Annotated in this window: 21 protein-coding genes; 1 reads left to right on the top strand and 20 read right to left on the bottom strand. The window is 35.3% G+C overall.

Annotation, left to right across the window (positions count from 1 at the left end; translation table 11 throughout):
• Positions 1-14: 14 nt before the first annotated feature.
• The 20 genes from glf to yaaA all read right to left on the bottom strand — a co-directional run bounded on the left by glf (position 15) and on the right by yaaA (position 20540).
• Positions 15-1127, bottom strand: coding sequence for a UDP-galactopyranose mutase (gene glf, locus P7J49_RS08610; RefSeq protein ID WP_408570452.1), 1113 nt, complete (start codon positions 1125-1127; stop codon positions 15-17).
• 224 nt (positions 1128-1351) lie between these two features.
• Entirely contained in the window at positions 1352-2596 is a 1245-nt protein-coding gene (locus P7J49_RS08605; protein WP_408539646.1) for a nucleotide sugar dehydrogenase, read from the bottom strand.
• A 41-nt stretch (positions 2597-2637) separates the two neighbouring features.
• Positions 2638-3678, bottom strand: coding sequence for an NAD-dependent epimerase/dehydratase family protein (locus P7J49_RS08600; protein WP_408570441.1), 1041 nt, complete (start codon positions 3676-3678; stop codon positions 2638-2640).
• A gap of 24 nt (positions 3679-3702) precedes the next feature.
• Positions 3703-4776, bottom strand: a complete 1074-nt coding sequence (locus P7J49_RS08595; protein ID WP_222329920.1) for an acyltransferase family protein — start codon at positions 4774-4776, stop codon at positions 3703-3705.
• Position 4777: 1 nt separating this feature from the next.
• Entirely contained in the window at positions 4778-6277 is a 1500-nt protein-coding gene (locus P7J49_RS08590) for a lipopolysaccharide biosynthesis protein (RefSeq protein ID WP_105157668.1), read from the bottom strand.
• Entirely contained in the window at positions 6270-6806 is a 537-nt protein-coding gene (locus P7J49_RS08585) for an acyltransferase (RefSeq protein ID WP_105157667.1), read from the bottom strand. Before P7J49_RS08585 ends, P7J49_RS08590 begins: the two co-directional genes overlap by 8 nt.
• The gene (locus tag P7J49_RS08580; protein WP_099807101.1) at positions 6803-8038 is read right to left on the bottom strand and encodes an O-antigen ligase family protein; all 1236 of its coding nucleotides are present in this window, start codon (positions 8036-8038) and stop codon (positions 6803-6805) included. The genes P7J49_RS08585 and P7J49_RS08580 overlap by 4 nt, the downstream gene beginning before the upstream one ends.
• The gene (locus tag P7J49_RS08575) at positions 7999-9102 is read right to left on the bottom strand and encodes a glycosyltransferase (protein WP_408564627.1); all 1104 of its coding nucleotides are present in this window, start codon (positions 9100-9102) and stop codon (positions 7999-8001) included. Before P7J49_RS08575 ends, P7J49_RS08580 begins: the two co-directional genes overlap by 40 nt.
• Before the next feature lies 1 nt (position 9103).
• Positions 9104-10189 (bottom strand): glycosyltransferase, encoded by a 1086-nt coding sequence (locus P7J49_RS08570; protein ID WP_408539650.1) that lies wholly within the window; start codon positions 10187-10189, stop codon positions 9104-9106.
• A complete protein-coding gene (locus tag P7J49_RS08565) occupies positions 10186-10494 on the bottom strand; it encodes an acyltransferase (protein ID WP_306542389.1) in 309 nt (102 codons plus the stop codon). Before P7J49_RS08565 ends, P7J49_RS08570 begins: the two co-directional genes overlap by 4 nt.
• A gap of 158 nt (positions 10495-10652) precedes the next feature.
• Positions 10653-11450 (bottom strand): glycosyltransferase, encoded by a 798-nt coding sequence (locus tag P7J49_RS08560; RefSeq protein ID WP_408564629.1) that lies wholly within the window; start codon positions 11448-11450, stop codon positions 10653-10655.
• 28 nt (positions 11451-11478) lie between these two features.
• Positions 11479-12696: a DegT/DnrJ/EryC1/StrS family aminotransferase gene (locus P7J49_RS08555; RefSeq protein WP_408570440.1), complete on the bottom strand. Its 1218-nt coding sequence runs from the start codon at positions 12694-12696 to the stop codon at positions 11479-11481.
• A gap of 9 nt (positions 12697-12705) precedes the next feature.
• A complete protein-coding gene (locus tag P7J49_RS08550) occupies positions 12706-13404 on the bottom strand; it encodes a sugar transferase (protein ID WP_408570439.1) in 699 nt (232 codons plus the stop codon).
• A 36-nt stretch (positions 13405-13440) separates the two neighbouring features.
• On the bottom strand, positions 13441-14157 hold the full coding sequence (locus P7J49_RS08545; RefSeq protein WP_408570438.1) for a Fic family protein: 717 nt from the start codon (positions 14155-14157) through the stop codon (positions 13441-13443).
• Positions 14158-14242: 85 nt separating this feature from the next.
• Positions 14243-16069 (bottom strand): polysaccharide biosynthesis protein, encoded by a 1827-nt coding sequence (locus P7J49_RS08540; RefSeq protein WP_408570437.1) that lies wholly within the window; start codon positions 16067-16069, stop codon positions 14243-14245.
• Positions 16070-16097: 28 nt separating this feature from the next.
• Positions 16098-16829 carry a capsular polysaccharide biosynthesis protein Cps4B gene (gene cps4B, locus P7J49_RS08535; protein WP_408570436.1) on the bottom strand — a complete coding sequence of 244 codons (732 nt, stop codon included), beginning with the start codon at positions 16827-16829 and terminating at the stop codon, positions 16098-16100.
• 38 nt (positions 16830-16867) lie between these two features.
• A complete protein-coding gene (locus tag P7J49_RS08530) occupies positions 16868-17554 on the bottom strand; it encodes a tyrosine-protein kinase (RefSeq protein WP_024377020.1) in 687 nt (228 codons plus the stop codon).
• 9 nt (positions 17555-17563) lie between these two features.
• On the bottom strand, positions 17564-18253 hold the full coding sequence (locus P7J49_RS08525; protein ID WP_398582259.1) for a Wzz/FepE/Etk N-terminal domain-containing protein: 690 nt from the start codon (positions 18251-18253) through the stop codon (positions 17564-17566).
• A gap of 15 nt (positions 18254-18268) precedes the next feature.
• On the bottom strand, positions 18269-19708 hold the full coding sequence (locus P7J49_RS08520; protein ID WP_408570435.1) for an LCP family protein: 1440 nt from the start codon (positions 19706-19708) through the stop codon (positions 18269-18271).
• 97 nt (positions 19709-19805) lie between these two features.
• Positions 19806-20540, bottom strand: coding sequence for a peroxide stress protein YaaA (gene yaaA / locus P7J49_RS08515; RefSeq protein ID WP_408570434.1), 735 nt, complete (start codon positions 20538-20540; stop codon positions 19806-19808).
• A 122-nt stretch (positions 20541-20662) separates the two neighbouring features.
• Here yaaA and P7J49_RS08510 point away from each other — a divergent pair, with 122 nt between their 5' ends.
• A complete protein-coding gene (locus tag P7J49_RS08510) occupies positions 20663-21925 on the top strand; it encodes a PLP-dependent aminotransferase family protein (RefSeq protein WP_408570433.1) in 1263 nt (420 codons plus the stop codon).
• Positions 21926-22073: the final 148 nt, after the last annotated feature.

Genomic DNA, 22073 nt, shown 5'->3' with positions numbered 1-22073 from the left:
ATGACTTCTCAAAATCATTCCCAAACTTCACTTCTCACACACTGCAAGGCTGCTCCGATGACTTGGTGCATATCGTAGTAACGATAATGACCAAGACGCCCACCGAATATAACGTTCTCTTGTTGTTCTGCGAGGCGCTTATAAGCAGTATAGAGTTTGTTGTTACGATCATTGTTCACTGGATAATACGGCTCATCGCCTCGTTTCCAGGTCTTCGAATACTCACGTGTAATAATGGTTTTCGGTTGTGTACCAAATTCGAAATGTTTGTGTTCGATAATACGAGTAAATGGCGTTTCACTATCTGTGTAGTTCACAACTGCATTCCCTTGATAGTTTTCCATATCCAACACTTCTGTCTCAAATCGAAGGCTACGATATTCCAATTCACCAAGTTGGTAATCAAAGAACTCGTCAATCATTCCTGTAAAGACAATCTTCGGATAGGTAGCTAAATAGTCTTCCTTATTGGCAAAGAAATCAACATTTGTCTCAACATCAATATTCTCATGTTCCAACATTTTTTCAACAATCTGCGTGTAACCGCCGATTGGAATACCTTGGTAGCTATCGTTGAAATAGTTATTATCATAGGTCAAACGCACGGGTAAACGACGGATGATAAAGGCTGGTAACTCCGTACATGGTTTTTCCCATTGTTTCTCGGTGTATGACTTGATCAATTTTTCATAGATGTCTGTACCAACTAATGAGATGGCTTGTTCTTCCAAGTTCTCAGGCGTTTTTCCTCCCAAAACTGCTCGTTGCTCTGCAATCTTGGCTTCTGCTTCAGCAGGGGTCACCACGTCCCACAGTTTATTGAAAGTATTCATGTTGAATGGAAGATTGTAGATTTCACCTTTGTAATTGGCGACTGGTGTGTTTGTATAGCGATTGAACTCCGCAAACTGATTCACATAATCCCAAATTTCTTTTTCAGAAGTATGGAAAATATGTGCGCCATATTCATGGACTTGAATACCTTCTACTTCTTTTGTATAGATGTTACCTGCAATGTGATCTCGTTTTTCGATAACCTTTATTTTTTTACCCTTTTTAGCTGCCTCATGAGCAAAGACTGCACCGAACAGCCCTGCACCAACAACTAGATAATCGTACGACATTATTTACCTCTGAAAATTACATTTATATATTAACTAACAAGAAACAAAGTAAGTCTTTATTTCTGTTTATCAGCAATTATATCAATCTAACACACCTATTTCAATTACAATTAGTGACAGCTAGATTACCAGACTTATTGTTCATACAGTCAAAAAAGAAAGAGAAGAGCAACGAGCCTTCTCCCCTAGAAATCTAAATACACAATTAAAAATGTAGCTTTAGAAGGCTAGTCTCTTCTAAAAATATCACGCGTATACACTTTATCTAATACATCATCCAAGACAGAGTCGTATCTATTTGCAACAATTGCGTGACTTTTAGATTTAAACTGATTCAAATTATTAATCACTTTTGAACCAAAGAAGGTGGAACCATTCTCTAAAGTCGGTTCAAAAATAATCACTTTTGCCCCTTTGGCTTTTAGACGTTTCATAACTCCCTGAATAGAACTTTGACGGAAATTATCCGAATTACTCTTCATTGTCAAGCGATATACACCGATGATCACTTCTTTTTCTCCCAATTGAGAGTATTGATCATGTGACGAATAATCATAATAGCCAGCTATCTTCAAAATTTGATCAGCAATAAAATCCTTACGAGTCCTATTTGACTCTACAATAGCTGTCATCATGTTCTGTGGAATATCATTGTAATTAGCCAATAATTGCTTTGTATCTTTTGGCAAGCAATAGCCTCCATATCCGAAAGAGGGATTATTATAATGATCGCCGATACGAGGATCCAAACCAACTCCTCGAATAATCGATTCTGTATCTAATCCTTTTAGCTCAGCATAGGTATCCAATTCATTGAAGTAAGAAACACGCAAGGCCAAATAGGTATTGGCAAAAAGCTTAACCGCTTCAGCTTCTGTCGATCCCATATGTAATACATCGACATCCTCTTTCAAGGCACCTTCTTGTAGTAGCGAGGCAAATAGTCTTGAACCTTCTACTACCGAATCTGGAGCTCCTTCTTCACAAGACACAATAATCCGTGAAGGGTAGAGATTATCATAAAGTGCTTTTGACTCTCTAAGAAACTCTGGACTAAAAATAATATTTTCCGTAGCAAACTTTTCACGCATAGACTGGGTGAATCCAACAGGAATCGTTGATTTGATGACCATTAATGCCTTAGGATTGACCGACAATACTGTTTGAATCACAGATTCCACATGACTAGTATCAAAATAATTCTTAGCACTATCGTAATTAGTTGGAGCAGCAATTACAACTATTTCTGCCTCTTTGTAGGCTGTTTCAGCATCTAATGTTGCAAATATATTTAAGTCTTTTTCAGCTAGATATTTTTCAATATAATCATCCTGAATCGGAGACTTCTTAGAATTGATTAAGTCAACTTTTTCTTGGATAATATCCACAGCTGTAACCTGATGATGCTGTGCCAATAAGACTGCGATAGATAGACCGACATAGCCTGTTCCTGCGACGGCGATATTTTTCATTTCTTACTTCCTCTTTCCTTTACAAGACAAGAAAATAGTGCTTATGCATAATAATTTTTATACCATTGAGCAAAACGATGCAAACCTTCTCTAAGACTTGTAGACGGTTTAAAGCTAAAATCCCTTTCCAGTGCAGAAGTATCCGCAAATGTTACAGGAACATCTCCAGCTTGCATAGGCACCAGTTTCTTATGTGCTTCAATATCAAAATCTGCTGGTAATACTCCTGCCAAAACTAGTTCCTCACTCAATATGTGAACAAAATCCAATAAGTTTTCAGGATTGCTATTGCCAATATTGTAGATTGCATACGGCGGAATAGGGAGACCATCACTTCCACTTCTCTTCTGCGGTGCGCCAAACATGACACGCTTGACACCTTCCACAATATCATCTACATAGGTAAAATCACGTTTGCAATTTCCATAGTTGAAAATTTCAATCGTTTCACCTTTTAACAGCTTGTTAGTAAAACCGAAGTAAGCCATATCTGGACGACCTGCTGGACCGTAGACCGTAAAGAAACGTAGTCCCGTTGTTGGAATATCATAGAGCTTGCTGTAGGCATGAGCAAACAATTCATTTGACTTTTTAGTTGCTGCATAAAGCGATACTGGATTATCTACCTTATCATCCGTAGAAAATGGTACTTTCTCATTTCCACCATATACAGAAGATGAAGAAGCATATACTAAATGCTCAACTGGGTAGTGACGACAGGCTTCTAGGATATTCTGAAAACCAATAATATTGCTCTCTATATAAACATCTGGATTGGTAATCGAGTAGCGAACACCAGCCTGAGCGGCTAAATTAACGACAATATTCGGATGGTAATCTTCAAAAATTGAAGTGACCAAATCCTTGTCTGCCAAGTCTCCCTCTATGAAAGTCCACTTGCTTTTACTATGGATCAACTGTTGCTCAATCTGTTCAAGACGATATTGCTTGAGCGACACATCGTAGTAATCGTTCATATTATCAAGACCGATAATATGATATACTTCGTCACTCCTTAACAGTTCTAATACTAGGTTGCTGCCGATGAAACCAGCTGAACCCGTGATTAAAATTTTTTTCATGATAAACCATCCTCCCTAATTATATTATTCTGGAAAAAACTTACGAAAAATTAAATTACAATTTGTTGAAATCTTCTTAATCTTGTCTTCTAACAGCATCTCAAAGACTACCTCTCGTAAATTCTCTAGAATAACACCAATGAAAAATATCAACAATATACTAAAAATATAATGCCAAATAAAAATACTACTATGTCTATAGTTGCTTACTTTCAATAAATCTTTCCATAACCACTCTCTAATAAAATCATTATCATGAATTAAATATATTGCAAATGTTGCTTTCGCTACTTTATTTACCCAATAATTTGTAAAACTTTTGAGTGACAGCATCCCATTGAAAAAGAAAACTGTAAAAAAGAATGTCAAAATACTATGTGAATTAGTAAAAAAATAAATTTTAGTTTCAAAAAATTCACTTTGTAAAGAACATAATTTTAATAGCTGTATAGAAATAAAAATTAACAAATAAAAAACTAAAGATATTATAAACGACTTAGCTGTATCAACATATAAAAATTTATATTTTTTTATTCCAGATCCTAAAATATACAAAAAAATAAACCAAACAAAATTAGAAAAATTTAAGTCCTGATTAAAAAAAGTTGGAATAAAGCACCATAAAACAAACCCCAATAAAAGTAAGAACTCCAATTGTTTTTTATTCAAGATAGTAATTGCATAGTTTAAATAAGGCATAAACACTAGAATCAGAAAATATGTAGTAACAAACCAGTATCTATCAGTGATAATAGGAAAAAAGGACTTTATTATATCTATTACAGATATATCATTAAAAACTATCAATCCAAGTAATAAACCTATAGTTGAATAAAATAAAGTTATCAAAGCTGTTTTTAATAGTCTTTCGGTTTTATAAATACAGTCACATAACAGATAACCACTCAACATAATAAAAAGATTAGCCCCAATTTTACCACCAATATATAAAAAGTCTGACGTTAATCCATTAAAATCAAAACCTGTTACTTCGTTCACTATCCCGCCATGCAAAACATAGTGACTAGATACAATAAATAACATGCTAAAAATTCTAATTAACTCTAATTTTGAATCTCGTTCAATACTTTTTTTCATATTATAATTCATCCTTTAAAATTAATGACTTAAAGAATCCCAAAAGTAATCTCCTGTTAAATATTAAATTACTTAACAAAAGAGATAGAACAGATAAAAGGACATAACCCATTGTATAATAAACCAAATGCATAAAAGTGGTAATTTTAGGAGCTAAATAACTTCCCAGATAAAACATTGCTACAACATTACAACTCCCTGTAAAAATATATAAAATAGACCCAATAATACTAGCCCCAAGTTGAACTTTCTTTGAATAATTAAGTAAATATAGAAGTCTATATAGCATTGCAATTAATGTGCCTATCGCTAATCCAACCATTCCAAAAAGAGCTGTAAAAATAAAGGTAGATGCAATATTTAAAATTGCCTCAATAATAGCACTCATCTGAGTTTCTTTGTAATGACCAACAGATTGCACATAGATATTATAACTATATCTCATACAAAACATGTACTGTGATAAGCACATAAATAATGCAAATCCATACAAAATATAATCTGCATCGGTTATATTTTGAGTATACAACGTAATAAACGGAATAATTGAAGCTGCAACAACTGAAAATATTAACGTAATGAGCGTATTGAGACCCCATTCTAAATACCTAAATTTTTTTAAAACTCCTTGAGTTGACTCTTTTGAAACTACCCTACCAAAATAAGGAGTTAAACTTGTAACAAGTGCATAAATGATTCCCCTTATCCCAGAAAAAATCAGAGCATAGACGGAATATATTGAGATATTTTTCAAACTTGATAAAAGAGTTAAGACAATAATATCGGTATTTCCAAGAACAATACTTGAAAGATGATGATAAAAACCATTAAACTTTTGTTTTATTGGTTCCTCAGTATATCTAATATTATAATCGATATTATAACACTTCCTTACATAAATATCCATAGCTAAAGGCCGCGCTAAATAAATAAATGATGTTGAAAGAAAAACAATATGAACGTTTTTTGAATAATTAACTATCACTGCTGTAGCAAGAGTATTAAGTATAACAGTCACCATTGATAGCCCCTGAGGAATATAATTCTTCTGATCTGCTGTTAGTAAAAGTTGATTAACAATTCCAAAATAGTACTGACTATACAAATTTAATGAGAGTATCACCATAAGGATACTAACGTAAACAAAATTAAATTCTACAACAAATAATGGATAAGTAAAAACCAACACTACTAAAAAAAAGGTAAAGTATAAAACTAATTTATTAAAAAATCTCTTGGACGAAACAATTATTGCACTCACTTTTTCAGTATCTTGTTTAAAGAGCGGTTCATATAAGGAGCTTGAAATTACAACTCCAATTCCCATTTCTAAAAATGTTATAAAATTTAAAAATTGCCGAATTGAGGTCACTAAACCATTTACCGTTGAACCAAAGGATTCTAAAAGTACCCTTGGTAAAATAAAACCACAAACGATAATGACCAATTGGTTTAAAATTGAAATTAAAATATTCAAAGAAAGTTGCTTATTATTAGTCATTAATTACCTCTGGATACTTCTTCAATAGAAACTTCATTTTTTCATCGGAGGACATCGTCTTAGTCATTTCAAATTCTCCTCTATGCTTTAAAATATAATCATCTATTGTACTAATAAATCTAGCTGGTACCCCTCCCCAAATTTCATTACACGGAACCGAGTGCGTAACAACCGCCCCAGCCGCAATAATGCAATTATTTCCTATGGTTACTCCTGGCAGTATGATAGCATTGACACCGATATGAACATTAGAACCAATTTCAACTCTATCAAACAGGTCAATTTCCTGATTTCCCACTAAATGACGAGCGACCCAAACTCCGCCATCATGTGTAGTAATTTTTACATCCGCCGAAATTCTAACATTGTCACCAATAGTCACCAAATAAGGTTCACTTCCAAATGAAGCACTCTTATATATTTCACAGTTGTTTCCAATCACGATTCCTTGTTTTCTTAGATAATCTTGATATAATGATTGGGATGAAAATCTCTTTATCAATTTTTCAAAAAGATTTAAAAATCTCATTTTTCTACTCTTTCTTTAATAAACTGAATATAATATAACAGCATTGCAATGATGATTATTTTAAAATAAGGTAATAGCTGACCATAAAACGTAACTGTTGAAAAATCAATTAAAAGATTTGATACTATCAAAAGAATTGCAACTTCCTTTTCCTCACATTTGGGCAATGAAAACAACTGCAAAGACAACAATACGTAGATAAAATAATATGCAGTGCTAAATACAATCCCTCCTGATACTAGGCTTTCTATAAAATTATTATGAGAATAAACTCCAAAGCCAGATATCTGAGCAAATGCCCCAATCCCCCAGCCCAATATTGGTTTTTCCCATATCATATTTTCGGCAAATTCTATCATATGAATTCTCTTCAAAGTCGAGCCGGCATCAACTGGTACTGTGCCAATTCCAAATAACCCTAAAAAACTATTTAATCGTTTACCAATCAACGTATATAATACGGGATTATTTTGAACTTCATACCAAAAAATAAAACCCACCAACAGAATAACAATTACATTAGAAATTTTTGCCTTTCGTAAACTCTTAAAGAAAGCAAATATTACGGGGATAAAAGCAGTCAACAAACCTGCTTTAGAACCTGTAAATAATATACAAACTAGTTCTACTGCAAATAAGAAGACATACCTTATTTTTTTAGATTTTAACAGAAAATATAGGGTCAACATCGCAAAAAAACCATAGAGCCATGCAATACTGTTGGGGTTTATATTACTTGAAACTCCCAGTCTATAGCCAGAATTGGCATTTAAAAAATCTCTCCATCGAGATTGGATAATATCGATTTCTTTTAAAAAAATAACCGGTGTACAGAGTAAAACTCCGTATTGAACAACTAAATCAAGATACTTTAAAAGATAATTCACAAGTCTCGTGAGCCCGATCATAAAGAAAATCATGGTGATATTTGCAAACAATACTAAATTATAATAAAAGGAAAAAAAATCTTCATTGCCTGTCCGAATCATTCCTAAGATTAGAATTTGTAAAAAAATAAATATTAACCATATCAAAAAAATTATTAAATATTTGGAAATATGCCCTTTAAACTTCGGATTATAATAAAATAAATAACCTAAAAAAACAAAGGGGGTACAGAAAAGATACTTTCCGTTAAAAAACAATTCTATAAAGAATACTGCCACCGTAAGCAACGCTGCAAGATGATAACTTAATGTCCGTTCATCGTTTCTATCAAGAATCTTTCCCATTGATCTGTTATCTCCTCTATATTGTGTGTTTCAAATATCTTGATAGAGTTCCTAGAAACCTGCTCTACTAAGGACTCATCATCATACATTGTCATTTTTTCTATTAAATCAGACTCGGTGATATCACAGATTAAGCCATTTACGCCATGAACAATTAATTCTCTCACTGTTCCTGGGGAAAAATCTGTTGAAACTACTGGAACCCCTAATGCCAACGCCTCCATCAATACATTCGGCATTCCTTCATATTTTGAAGTAAGAACAAACATATCCGAACTGGCAATCTCTTCTAAAATTTGAGAAGTTGTTCCTCTAAGGATAATTTTATTTTCCATATTCAACATCTTAATCTGTTTCTTTAAATCTTGATATAGTGCACCTTCCCCGAATATTTCTAAGATAGAATCAGGGTGCGTCTCATTATATTTTGAAAACGCTCCAATCAACATGCTGTGATTTTTTTGTTCTGTTAATCTTCCTACCGAAATAATCCTCTTAAAATTTCTTACAACACGCTTTTTATTTGGGGTATCCTTTTTGGTAAATGATAGTGGATTATGAATTACTGTGCTATTTTTTATTGATTGCTTAGGAAAATATCGTTGAGCACCTTGATTTTGAAAAACATATCCGTTACAAAAATAAGATATAACTGTATGGAAGAGCTTGGCAATACCTGTATACTCTCTGCTAGGATCATTCCTCTCAGAATATATCATTTTTATTCTTTTTATTTTTGTAAATAGTAGTGCATAAAAAGTCGGATGAGGCCAAAAAGAAATAATTAGATCAGGTTGTACATTCCGGATACTTTTTATAGTATTGAAAAACATATCACCGTGCGTTTTTAACTTATTTTTATAACTTACTTCATTGGTCAGCAATTCAACATCACTATCTAATTGATAGGGTAAATGACTTCCTTCAACAGAGCACAGACAGATATCATAACCTCGCTCAGCTAGAGAATTGGCTAACATGGCCATATTCCGTTCCGCCCCTCCAAAACTTTTATTGCCTGTTTTGGATTGTGTTAAACACCCTAAAATCATTATTTTTTTCATTCTATCCCCTTTCAAATTTCTTCAATTCCTCATATGAAATCTGAGCAATCCTTTTCCAAGAATATTCAGAACTAACATGATTGACACAATTTGCAAAATACTCTTCCTGGCTAGTCAGGTAGTCATCATATGCTTTTAGCATAGCAGAAGCAATTGATTGTGAGTCTAAAGAACAAGCCCATCCTAAATTGTTCAGAACCACTTCATCAAGAACATTTGTTTCTTTTGTGACAATACATGGATTACCATAAGAAAGAGCTTCTAAAACGGTCATTGGAAAGCCCTCATGGCGTGAAGTTAAGACCATAATCTTTCCACACAAATGTTCAACCTTCTCTTTTCCAAGTAATGGCCCTCTATAAAATACATTTATATTCCTTAACCGGTGAATCCTATTTTCAATATACTTGACTTGACTATGATTTCCAACACCATAGAAAGAAAATGTAATCATCCGATCCTCGCTTAAATTATCCAACACCTCTAAAGCATCTATTAATATATCTAATCCTTTAGGTTTTATATCAAATCTACCTAAATAATAAAACTCAACACTAGAGCTACTCTTATATTTATAGCCATTCTTTCTCAAAGAATCTTCAATTGTAATTCCATTGGGAATAATCAGATTAGTTTCGCATTTGTACAGTGAATTTTTTTTTTCAGATTGATTTAAATAAATTATCCCCTCAGAGTTTCTTACAAATTTATCAAAAAATAAAGCTCTTGCAACAGTTTTCTTTATTTTTGATTTCTTCATTGACTCAATCATAAACGAACCATGAGGTTGAATAAAATATGGAATATTATTTTTTTTTAAAATTTTGTATAGCTTTATGTATTCCCAAAAATAGAAACTATGAAAAATAACTATATCCGGTGAAAAAAACTTTATATAATCTTCAAATAATCTATCACCCAAAAAGTCAAAGTATGCAGAATTGATATCTTTCACTGGTGATTTTATAGACAAAACTCGTGCTTCAAATCCTGTTAATGCATTCTGATGAGAAGCCAACTCACTTAAAACAACAGGTATACTTCCAGTAGGTTTTAAATGGGTAGCTGTAACATGTAACAATTTCATTCTTGATACTCCTTGATAAATTTAGCAGGATTTCCTGCATATAGGGAATTTTTTTTAGTCAAACATTTTGTGACGACTGACCCAGCGCCTACGATTACACCGTCAGCAATATTCACTCCTGGTAGAATTATGACATTTGCACCAATCCAAACATTATCCCCTATTTCAATTCTAGCACCTTTATGTAGCCGTTTCATATAGTTTTCTCTATTTGTAACATCATAGGACTCTGTAATTAAAGTTGCCCCATAAGACAATGTTGAATTTTTTCCAATAGCAATTCCATTTACAGCGTGTAAAAACACCTTGTCATTGATCCTTACATTTTCAGAAAATTCATTTTTTTCCCAAATAAAATCCTAGGTTTTCCGTATATTTGTACTCTCTTTGGAAAATACAACGAAAAATTAAAAAGATAATGTATGATTGATTCAATCTTAACCACAGCCCTACCTATCATTTTCTACCCTCTCAAAAAATGTTTATATAAAAATCGTTGGAAACTTTGAGGCAAGATGTAGACAGCAATTTGGGCAGCTGTTATCTCTAAAAACTCGCCCAAACTATTAAATCCTCGTTTCCAAGCATTGTATCGAATGTGAATAAGCGTTTTGGTGTTAAACCAGTTTTTTCGTTTTTCAAAAGTATTTTGTTCAAATCTGAATTTGAATACAATTTCATCAAGATTCTTAGTTTTTGCACCAGATTCTAGCATTCTTATCCAGAGATCGGTATCCTGATTTTTACGATAGTCTGAATATCCACCAATTTTATCTAAAAACGATTTACGATACATCACTGTCGGATGATTAAACGGATCCCTTTTTTTAGCAAACTTATAGATTTCATCATGAGTGGTTGGTACTATTCTACGTCCGACTATATTATCCAACTCAGAAATAAACTCCTCTACCGACGAACCAATAATATCTAGAGTACTGTCTTTTTCGAATTCTCTAAGTTGTAACTCACATCTTTGAGGAAGAGAATAATCATCCGCATCCATTCTTGCAATAAGTTCGTTTCGGCATTCTTTTAGACCCACATTTAATGCCTCTCCAAGTCCAACATTATTTGGTAGTTGAATTTCATTAAAGTAAATGTCACAACTGTTTTGTACATTAACAATGACCTGTTCTAATAGATTAGGAATCGGGCCGTCCTTTACGATAACGATTTCATCAGGTTTTATTGTTTGCTGAACCATACTATTCAATGCAATATAAAAATAATCAGCATTATCATTTTTATACACAGTCATTAAAACACTATATTTCACGAGAATTACCTCATTTTTTTATATAAACAATGCGTTTAATCGTTTCTATCACATACTCCACATCTTCATCACTCAAGTTGGTATGAAGAGGAAGTGTAATTTCATTTTCAAAATACTGATAGGCATTCGGAAAATCTTTCATATCAAAACCAATATTTTTATAGGCTGTAAGAAGAGGCAGTGGCTTGTAGTGAACATTACAAGCAATCCCTGCTTCAGCCATTTTTTGAATCACTTCATTTCGTTGTTCCAAAGTAAAGCCTTCCAGATGAGTGATATACAAGTGCATAGATGATTGTCTATCTTCGGTCTGATGTACCAACGGCTTAATCAATGTTCCTTCAAAGCCTGCATTGTATTTTTCGACAATTTCTTTTCGACGTTCCAACAGAGATGGGTAACGTTCCAACTGTACCAAACCGATACCAGCCATAATATCTGTCATATTACACTTGTAACCAGGAATAACAATGTCATATTCCCATGACCCTAATTGTGTCTTAGCTAATGCATCCTTTGTCTGACCATGAAGAGAGTAAATCTGAAACTCTTTATACATCTCTTCATCATCCAAACCAGGATGTGGTCTCCATGTCACACTACCTCCTTCAGCAGTTGTAAAATTCTTAACTGCATGGAAAGAAAATGAGGTAAAATCTGCTAGGGAACCCGCTGGTTTCCCCTTATAACTAGCTCCTAGAGAATGTGCACTATCCGATAGAATAATAACTCTGTCGAAAAGTTTCTGCCATTTATTATCAGAAGCAGCATACAAAGAGCGTTTGTTTTCTACGATGGTATAAATCTTATCATAATCACAAGGAATACCAGCTAGATCAACAGGAATGATAACTTTTGTTTTCGGAGTAATCGCTTTTTCCAAAGCATCATATTCCATCTCAAAGCTATTTTTTTGAATATCAACCATCACAGGAGTTGCTCCTACATGAGTAATGACACTACATGAGGCAGTATAGGTCATAGCAGGAACAATAACTTCATCTCCGGGTCCAACACCAAGAATTCGTAAGACTAGTTCCAATCCTGCAGTGGCAGAATTTAAACACACAGTTTTATTGGTTCCTGTAAATACTGATAACCGACGTTCTAGCTCTTTTGTCTTTGGTCCTGTTGTAATCCAACCAGATTTCAATGTATCGATTACTTCATTAATTTCAGCTTGAGTAATGTCTGGTGGTGAAAATGGAATATTTTGTCTTTTTGTCATTTCAATCTCCTATTTTATTACATTAATTACTGTATCTATCATTACCTTAAAATCAGAAACAATTCCAAAGTTTCTGATATATTCCAAATTGTATTTCATTTTTTCTGGTAACACTTTTTGAACATATGCTTCATCAGGACTATAGCCTTGAGAACAATATTCTTCTAAAACAGCATCTTCATCCTTATATGCAATACTTGCTGGTGAAGTAATTCCTGCTGGCAATAGCAAAGTCGCAAGCATTTCATCAGTGTAATGGTCAACATATTTTTGTACTTCTGGTCTTACGCCAACAAAACTCATATCCCCTGTCAAAACATTAAAGAGTTGAGGCACTTCATCCAGCCTATATTTTCTGATAATATGACCGACTTTTGTAATACGATTATCTTGACCGACTGTGACAAGACTTCCGACTTTATCCGCATCAGAAATCATCGTTCTAAACTTAAATATTCTAAAAATTCGACCATATCTGGTAACTCTCTCTTGACGGTAAAAAACGGGTCCCTTGCTATCTAGTTTTATCCAAATAGATAAAGCAATGATGACTGGCGATAATAATACTAATAGGATTAGTGCTAGTAACTTATCCGTAGTATATTTAAAAAATAATTCTAACTTTCTTGACCCAATTTTTTCAAAATATTGGGCTGTTATTTCATTCGCTTTTAGATATTCTTTTGTTATAGTTCTTCTGCTATACATTCATTCTCCTATTTGCAAGGTTAGCTGGTTTTGTCACTAATCCTCAATCCTAAAATACTCTAAATAGTCCTTAAATCGATCTTGTGCGGCTAAGCAAGTATCTAATAAGAAACCATTCTGTTCTCCCCACTCGGCTAAGCCACGATAGTAAAAATACTTCATGTCATCTCCGATGATAAAGGGGACATGGCCATGTTTGAGACATTCTTTAAACATAATCAATCGACCTACTCGCCCGTTACCATCTTGGAAGGGATGAATGCGTTCAAATCGAACATGAAAGTCAAGAATATCCTCAAAGGAAATCTCAGGCAAGCGATGATAGCTGTTTAGCAATTCTTGCATATCGGATTCTACTTTTTCTGGCAAAGTCGTTTCACGTCCGCCAACTTCATTTGGGTACGACTTATACTCTCCGACTTGAAACCATGACTTCCGCGAATCAGATGTTCCACTCTTTAAAATAGCATGAACATCCTTGATCCATATCTCGTTCAAGTCTTCTTGAAAGCTATCCAAAAGAAAATCAAAAGCTGTAAAATGATTGGTGGTTTCAATAATATCATCCACCCTTATAGTTGGACTTTCCTCGAAACCAATGATATTGGTCTCATAGATATACCGTGTCTGGTCATGCGTCAGTTGACTCCCCTCTATGTGGTTTGAGTTGAAAGCTAGCTCTATCTGAATCTTATGATAGAGACCACCTTTCGTTCTGTTTTCTTTCTCTCTTAATAACCTATGACCTAGCATATTTTACCTCAGGAAAGTATTTCAACCTTCCTAGAATCTAAATCCTATTTAGACTCTAGGAAAGTAAAAACAACTTTTACTTTCTTTATTCTTGTTTTGCAAATTCAATCAACACATCTTTTAATTCATTTCTATCTTTTTGGAGTAATCCATTGATAAATGAATTGACAATGTCCGATTGTTTATTTGTAACGCGACCTACAAATATTTTTTCATAAATCTGTTCGCTGACACGTTCTTCTGTTGATAGTAATTCCTCGTAGAGTTTTTCCCCAGGACGAATACCTGATTCAACAATTCCAATTTCTTCCTCAGTATGACCACTCAGCAGAATAACTTTTCTTGCCAATTCCAAAATTTGTACAGGCTCGCCCATATCCAAGACAAAGATTTCTCCGCCTTTTGCCAAATGTCCAGCTTGGATAACCAAACGACTTGCCTCAGGAATCGTCATGAAATAACGAGTCATTCTAAAATCAGTAACGGTAACAGGACCGCCTTTTTTGATTTGTTCTTTGAATAGCGGAACAACACTTCCACGACTACCTAGAACATTCCCGAACCGTACTGCAGCAAATTGAGTCTGACCTGGCTCGTTTAAACCTGTAACAATCATTTCTGCAACACGTTTAGTCGCTCCCATTACATTTGGCGGATTAACAGCTTTATCTGTTGAAACCATAACAAATTTGGCAACCTTTGCAGTTTTAGCCGCCTCAGCCACATTCTTTGTCCCAAAAATATTATTCTTTACTGCTTCATGAGGGTTATATTCCATCAAAGGAACATGCTTATGTGCTGCAGCATGATAAACAACATCGGGTTGATATTCAGCCATTATGCTAAAAATCAATTCTCTATCTTGAATATCTGCAATGAGCGGGACCAACTCAATCTTACCTTGGTACTTTTCCAGTAACTCTCGATGAATGAGATAGATTGAATTTTCTCCATGTCCAAGCAACAACAAGCGTTTAGGCGTAAACTTAGCAATTTGACGACATAGCTCTGAACCGATAGAGCCACCTGCTCCTGTGACAAGGATTGTTTTCCCTTTGAAAAACTGATTCAATTCATCCTGATCTAAAACAACCTCTGGTCGACCAAGAAGGTCTGCTACGTCAATTTCCTGAAAGGCACTGACAGACATGTTCCCCGCCATAATGTCTTCAATGCTCGGCATATTATTGACGGTCACTCCTGTAGTGTTACAGATTTCAACAATCTTCTCTCTCTCCTTACCATTTAAAGAAGGGATGGCAATCGTCACTTGGTCAACAGCTAATTCTTCTACCAATCGTGGAATATCATTACGATTCCCTAAAACTTTGGCAGTACGGATAAATGTTCCAAGTTTATTTGGATCACGATCAACTATACCGACAATTTCAAAATTCAATTTTCGATCTTCGACGGTATTGATAAAAATATTCCCACCATCTCCAGCACCTACTACTAAGATTCTTAGTGGGCTATCCTTCTTTCGAATGGCATTTTTTCTCGTCTCATGTAAGACTTTCCAAATAATCCTCGGAGTAATGAGCATTACATACGACAAAAATAAGGATACTAAGATGAAACGATAACTAAAGGTCTGCCATAGAATCATTGAAATGATTAAAAATAATGAATAAGCGGATATCAAACTCAGTCCTATTTTCACATAACTTTGATACCCAGTATACCTGGTAATTAGCGAAAAAACCTTTAGTCTAACTGAGATAATCAGGTAGAATATTAAAACAAATAAAACTGCAAGAATGAAGCGTTCATCTGGAATATCAATAATAACATCCAAAAACAGCCTGCTCAAAATCATGGAAACTGTAATAAGACACGTATCCATGCACATGAGTATCAATCGTTTACTGTTGCGCTCTAACAGTTTATCGGTAACAGTTCCTAAATCCATTTTCTCTCCACAATCTAGAGTAACCAGTTTAAATCGCCTGGTTTTTTAATAGCATAAGAGGATTCTTTTTCAGCAACGCTTTCGCTTTATCTTTCCCAAATTCCTCTGTTATTAACTTATAAGCCTCCCTCATAAACGGAGGTCTACTAGATAAATTATGCATATCACTGGCAACACAATGTACTAAATCCTGCTCTAAAAAATACCGAGTGCGTTTTTTAAATTCTTTTGCTCGATCGCCAATTAAAGCGGGCTTCAGCACATGATTACTATTTACTTGAGTATAGCATCCCTTGTCAATTAACTCTTCTACTCTCTCTGCATGAAACGCTAGTGCATCATATCGTTCTATATGAGCAAGTACGGGAGTTAGCCCAAGTAGCGTCACTTCGTTCACTGCTTCTTGAATCTCTTTCCAAGGAGTATTCATACTGAATTCCAAGAGAATATAGCGCGAGCCATTAAGTGTGGGTACTTTCTTTTTTTCAAGTTTGCTTAAGATATCTTTACTATAATACAATTCAGCACCATAGCACAATCGTATTTCAGGATAAACTTCTGCTACTGCTTCTTTAAGTTGAAGAAAGTTAGCCATGATAATTTTTTCAGGAGTTTCAAACATCCCCTTACGTCTATGTGAAGTCGCAACGATGATGCGAACACCTTGACGATAAGCTTCGCCTATCAAACTTAAGCTCTCTTCAATAGTTTTGGGACCGTCATCCACACCAAATATGATATGCGAATGAATATCAATCATACTAATACCTACTTATCAAACTTATATTATCTGAGAAATTAAGCTTTTTTGCCGTAATGTCCGTAGTTTCCGTATTCACTATACTTCTCATTGGCAATATCATATTTGTTCAAGATAACGCCTAAGAACGGTGTGCCTGTTTGATCCAACTGCTCTTTTACTTTTTTCAAAGATGAGCGCTTAACACTGCCTGCTTCTACTACTGCAACCATCGCATCACATTTTTGTGCAATGATAGCTGCATCAATTACCAGTCCTAATGGTGGACAGTCAACGATAACATAATCATAATAGCGACGAAGAGTCGCAAGTAGATTTTCAAAATTCTTACTTTGTAAAAGGGCAGTAGGGTTAGGTGAAACCTTCCCTGACTCAATGACGGTCAAGTTTGGAATATCTGTATCGCATAATCCTTGAGACAAGTCTGTTGTCCCTGCTAGGTAATCCGTCAAGCCTGTAATCTTTGTAATTGGCTTGAAGAAACCAGGCATGACTGAATTTCGGATATCTGCATCCACCAAAACGGTCTTATAACCTGAACGAGCATAGGCAATAGCGAGACTAGCCGCAGTTGTACTCTTACCTTCATTTGATTGAACAGAGGTAATGCCAACAACCTTAATATCCGCTCCGCTAAGCTGAATGTTGGTACGGATGGCATTGAAATACTCCTCGGTTTTATTTACTATCTCTCTTTTTGTACGCGCAATTTCTAACGTTGCCATATTGTTCTCCTATTTCAATTTCTTCGAATCTGGTACCACACCAAGCAAGGTCAAGCCCATTACCTCTTCAATATCCTGAGGGCGTTTGACACGGTCATCCAAAACTTCCATAGCCAAGATAATTCCCGTTGCCAAGATACCTCCAGCTAATAAACCAAGCAAGATATTGCGTTTTATATTCGGAGTGGTTGGTTCTTCCGCTGGGACTGCTTCTTCAAGTGTCGTCACATCGCTTACCTTGGTGACCTCGACAATCTTTTGCGCTGCAAAGGTGCGAAGGCTATTTGCAATACGTGCCGCTTCATTTGGATCCGCATCACGCACGGAGATAGAAACGATACGAGTATCGACAGGGATAGAAACTGAAACCTTTTCTTTTAAGTTCTCGTTCAAGTTCAACTCTGTAGCTACCTGCGTCAGTACATCTTGGGACAGGATAATTTCCTTATAATCTTTTACCAAATAGGTACCTGCTTGTAACTCTTGGTTGGTCAACCCGGCACCAGCTTCTACATTTTGACTCACTACATAGATACGAGTTGTCGAGTCAAACTGTGGTGTTACCAAGAAACTATTGTAGACAAAGGCAATTCCTGCACCCAAAAAGGATGTTAGGATAATAAGAAACTTCTTTCTCCACAATGTTTTTAATAAGTATAATACATCAATTTCGATTGTATTTGATTCTTGATTATTCATGTTTTCTCCTATTTTTTAATTTCCATCCAATACTGACTGAATCGCTGCCTTTGCTTGCTCCAGACTGTCTTGGTTAATTTCCATCATATAAAGTTGTGAACCAGGCATCGCATAAGAAGGTAAATCCATACGACCTGAACCTGTCAAGGCCTGAGACTCAACTGTAAACTGGGTTCCTGACTCTAATTGGGTATTTACCAAGCCCATAATTGTTTCTAAGCTCAAATCTGTTTGGATAGACCCTTCCAAACCAGTTAGAATAGCTTGATAATTGCGTAAATTCTCTGGTGAACTCAATTTTTTTATGAGGGCTGCAATGACTTTTTCTTGGTTTTGACCGCGATCATTATCACCATTAGCCAACGAATACCGCTCACGAACAAAGATTAGCGCTTGCTCTGCATCTAGATGCACTGTCCCAACCGGAAAATTATACCCTCCGCTTGTAAATTCTTGGGTATTTTCAACATCAATACCACCAACCAAATCAATCAACTGTAAGAAGGAAGTAAAGTTGAGTCGGATATAGTTACTAATGTCAATACCATAAAGATTTTCTAAGGTGTGCACTGAGGCGTTCACACCATAAATTCCAGCATGTGTTAGTTTATCATATTGATTTTGCCCACCATCTGCGATAGCAACGTATGAATCTCGTGGAGTAGTTGTCAATAAAATCTTATGTGTCGCACGATTGACAGTCATAATGATATTGACATCGGAACGCGAAACAGATGAAATTGGACCGTAGGTATCAATACCACTGATATAGATATTGAAGCTGTCCCCACTCGCTTGTTTGACTGCTGTTTCAACAGTCTGAGTCACTTTGAAACTATATATTTTTTTCACTTTTGAAGAAAAGTCTGGGTCTTCATTTTCTAAAATATTGCTAAAAACTCCGTTGAAGACCATCGCTTGACTCTCACCATTCAACATAGATTGATATGCTGTCAGGTAAGAGGTTGTGGGGCTAGTTGCTAGTTGAGTAGATTCCATTTTGGATATGTCATCCAACAAAGCGGTGATGTTATCTTGGTCGTATTCGGCTGGAGCAAGAACATTCGTAAGCTGACGAACATCTGTAATATCACTATTTGCAGGGACAAGAATGCTCATTTCATATTCTGAAAATGTCGAATTTGAATTTAGTCGTGTTGAAAATTTTACAACTTCTTGCATTCCATAGATTCCAACAGACGTGATGACTAGTGAAAAAACAAGTAAGAGCGCTGTAAATATGCGCGCTTTCTTACGCCACATCAATAATCCAGTCAATACTGCCACTCCTACTAGCAAAAGCGTCACAATATAGTTTAAATACCGGAAATCTAGGATGTTATAGCGATACATGGTCACTAAAAACAAACATAGAGTAATGGCGTAAAGCCCCAAAAGGGCAAAATTTACCAATTTGAGCTTGGACGACTTCCTTCGCCCGCTTCTCTTTTTCATAAACAACCTTCCTTTTACTTATAACGTACCCATTATATCATAGAAATTAATATTTTACCCTTCTTTAGTGCTGGAAAACGTTATCTTGTTCGTTTTTTCACATTTTGATTGATTGTATGAAGGTAAGTTGGTTTGCCGTTGATTCGGAAGCACAATATTCAAAGCCATCCACCTTAAAATCTTGAATGTCCGATAATTTCTGAATATTGTTCTTAGCCAACCAGGACAGCAATCTTCCTCTACCTTTTTTTGATATAGTCGAATGAACTTTTAGCTGCCCTGCTTTTTCTTCCATGAAAAGAATTTTAACTAATCTTTTCTGAATCTGTGGAGAAAACACCTGCTCAAATTCTGACGAAGCCAATGAGAGAATCAGTTCATCATCACCAACTTCTTGGTCATAATACGGTCGCCAGTACTGTTTCAAAGACTGATTGCCTATCTTTAAGCTCCCTTGAAAATCTAAGCGGTGAGGTGAAATGAATTCAAAAGGATGAATCAATCCGTATAAGGCTGTCGCAACACGAACGTGGTCACATAGGTAATTTTCTTCTTTCGAATCTATACCTCGCCTATCCATATAACGATACATGAGACCATCATATAACTGCCAGGCTGGATAGGTTTTTGCTTGACCTGTCCTGATTCGATGCCAACGATCAGCTTCTAACTCAGCCTTTTCTTCATTCAATTTATAAAAGGCAGCCATCTTTTTTACATCAAATTGACTTATGGCATCCAGTACCTGCTTGCTTCGATCAGACAGGGGATAAAACGGGGCATTCTCTAGATTTGTATTTACTTCTTTTGCATTAGGTATAATTATTTTCATCACTTAATTATACCATATAGTAGCTTAATTCCTGAACCTCAACCCCATCATTCATATATTGTATTTCTGCAACTTTTCCTATATACTAGCTAGTAACATAGTCTATAAAAAAGGGAGTCTAGATGAAAAAATATCAAGTTATCATCCAAGATATTTTGACTGGAATAGAGGAACACCGATTCAAACGCGGAGAGAAATTACCTTCTATCCGTCAACTCAGCGAGCAATATCATTGTAGTAAAGACACTGTCCAAAAGGCTATGTTGGAATTAAAGTACCAAAATAAGATCTACGCTGTCGAAAAAAGCGGTTATTATATCTTAGAAGATAGAGATTTCCAAGACCATACTGTAGAGCTCAATCCTGCAGACTTTCAAGAATTACCCTATGAAGATTTTCGGATTTGTCTAAACGAAAGTCTTATTGGGCGGGAAAATTACCTATTCAACTACTATCACCAGCAAGAGGGATTGGCAGAATTGATTTCCTCCGTTCAAAGTCTGTTAATGGACTATCATGTCTATACAAAAAAAGACCAGCTGGTTATCACAGCTGGTAGTCAACAAGCTCTATATATTCTCACACAAATGGAAACCTTGGCTGGAAAAACGGAAATCTTGATAGAGAACCCTACCTACTCACGAATGATAGATCTCATTCGACATCAAGGAATCCCCTATCAAACAATTGAACGGGATTTAGATGGAATTGACCTAGAAGAATTGGAAAGCATCTTCCAAACTGGAAAAATTAAGTTTTTCTACACAATTCCTCGCTTGCACAACCCTCTCGGTTCAACCTATGATATAGCAACAAAAACAGCCATCGTAAAATTAGCAAAGCAATACGATGTCTACATCATTGAGGATGACTATTTAGCAGATTTCGACTCTAGTCATAGCCTACCTTTACACTATCTTGATACAGATAATCGTGTCATTTACATAAAATCTTTTACACCGACACTCTTTCCTGCCCTCCGAATCGGTGCAATCAGCCTTCCTAACCAGCTACGTGATACCTTCATCAAACATAAGAGTCTAATCGACTACGATACCAATCTTATCATGCAAAAAGCTCTCTCGCTCTACATTGATAACGGTATGTTTGCACGGAACACACAGCATCTTCATCATATTTATCACGCTCAGTGGAATAAAATAAAAGATTGTTTAGAGAAATACGCTTTGAACATCCCATATCGAATTTCCAAAGGGAGCGTGACCTTTCAGCTAAGCAAGGGGATTCTTTCGCCTAGCGTCCAACACATGTTTGGAAAGTGTTATTATTTCAGCGGACAGAAAGCTGATTTCTTACAGATCTTCTTTGAACAAGATTTTGCAGATAAGCTGGAGCAATTCATAAGATATAGTCGAATGAATTAGCTTTTAGACAAGGAACTGAGGCGCAGGCTGTACTAAAGTACGGCAAGTCGAAAGTGACGATGTATCAAAGCTAATTCAAATGACTGATATGTAAAGCCCTTTGTCAAGTAAAAACAATCGAACTGATTAAAAAATGAAAAGTATCTAG

It is taken from the genome of Streptococcus suis, assembly GCF_046032515.1.
Classification (GTDB): Bacteria; Bacillota; Bacilli; order Lactobacillales; family Streptococcaceae; genus Streptococcus; species Streptococcus suis_AL.
This window is presented reverse-complemented; position numbering and strand designations above follow the sequence as displayed.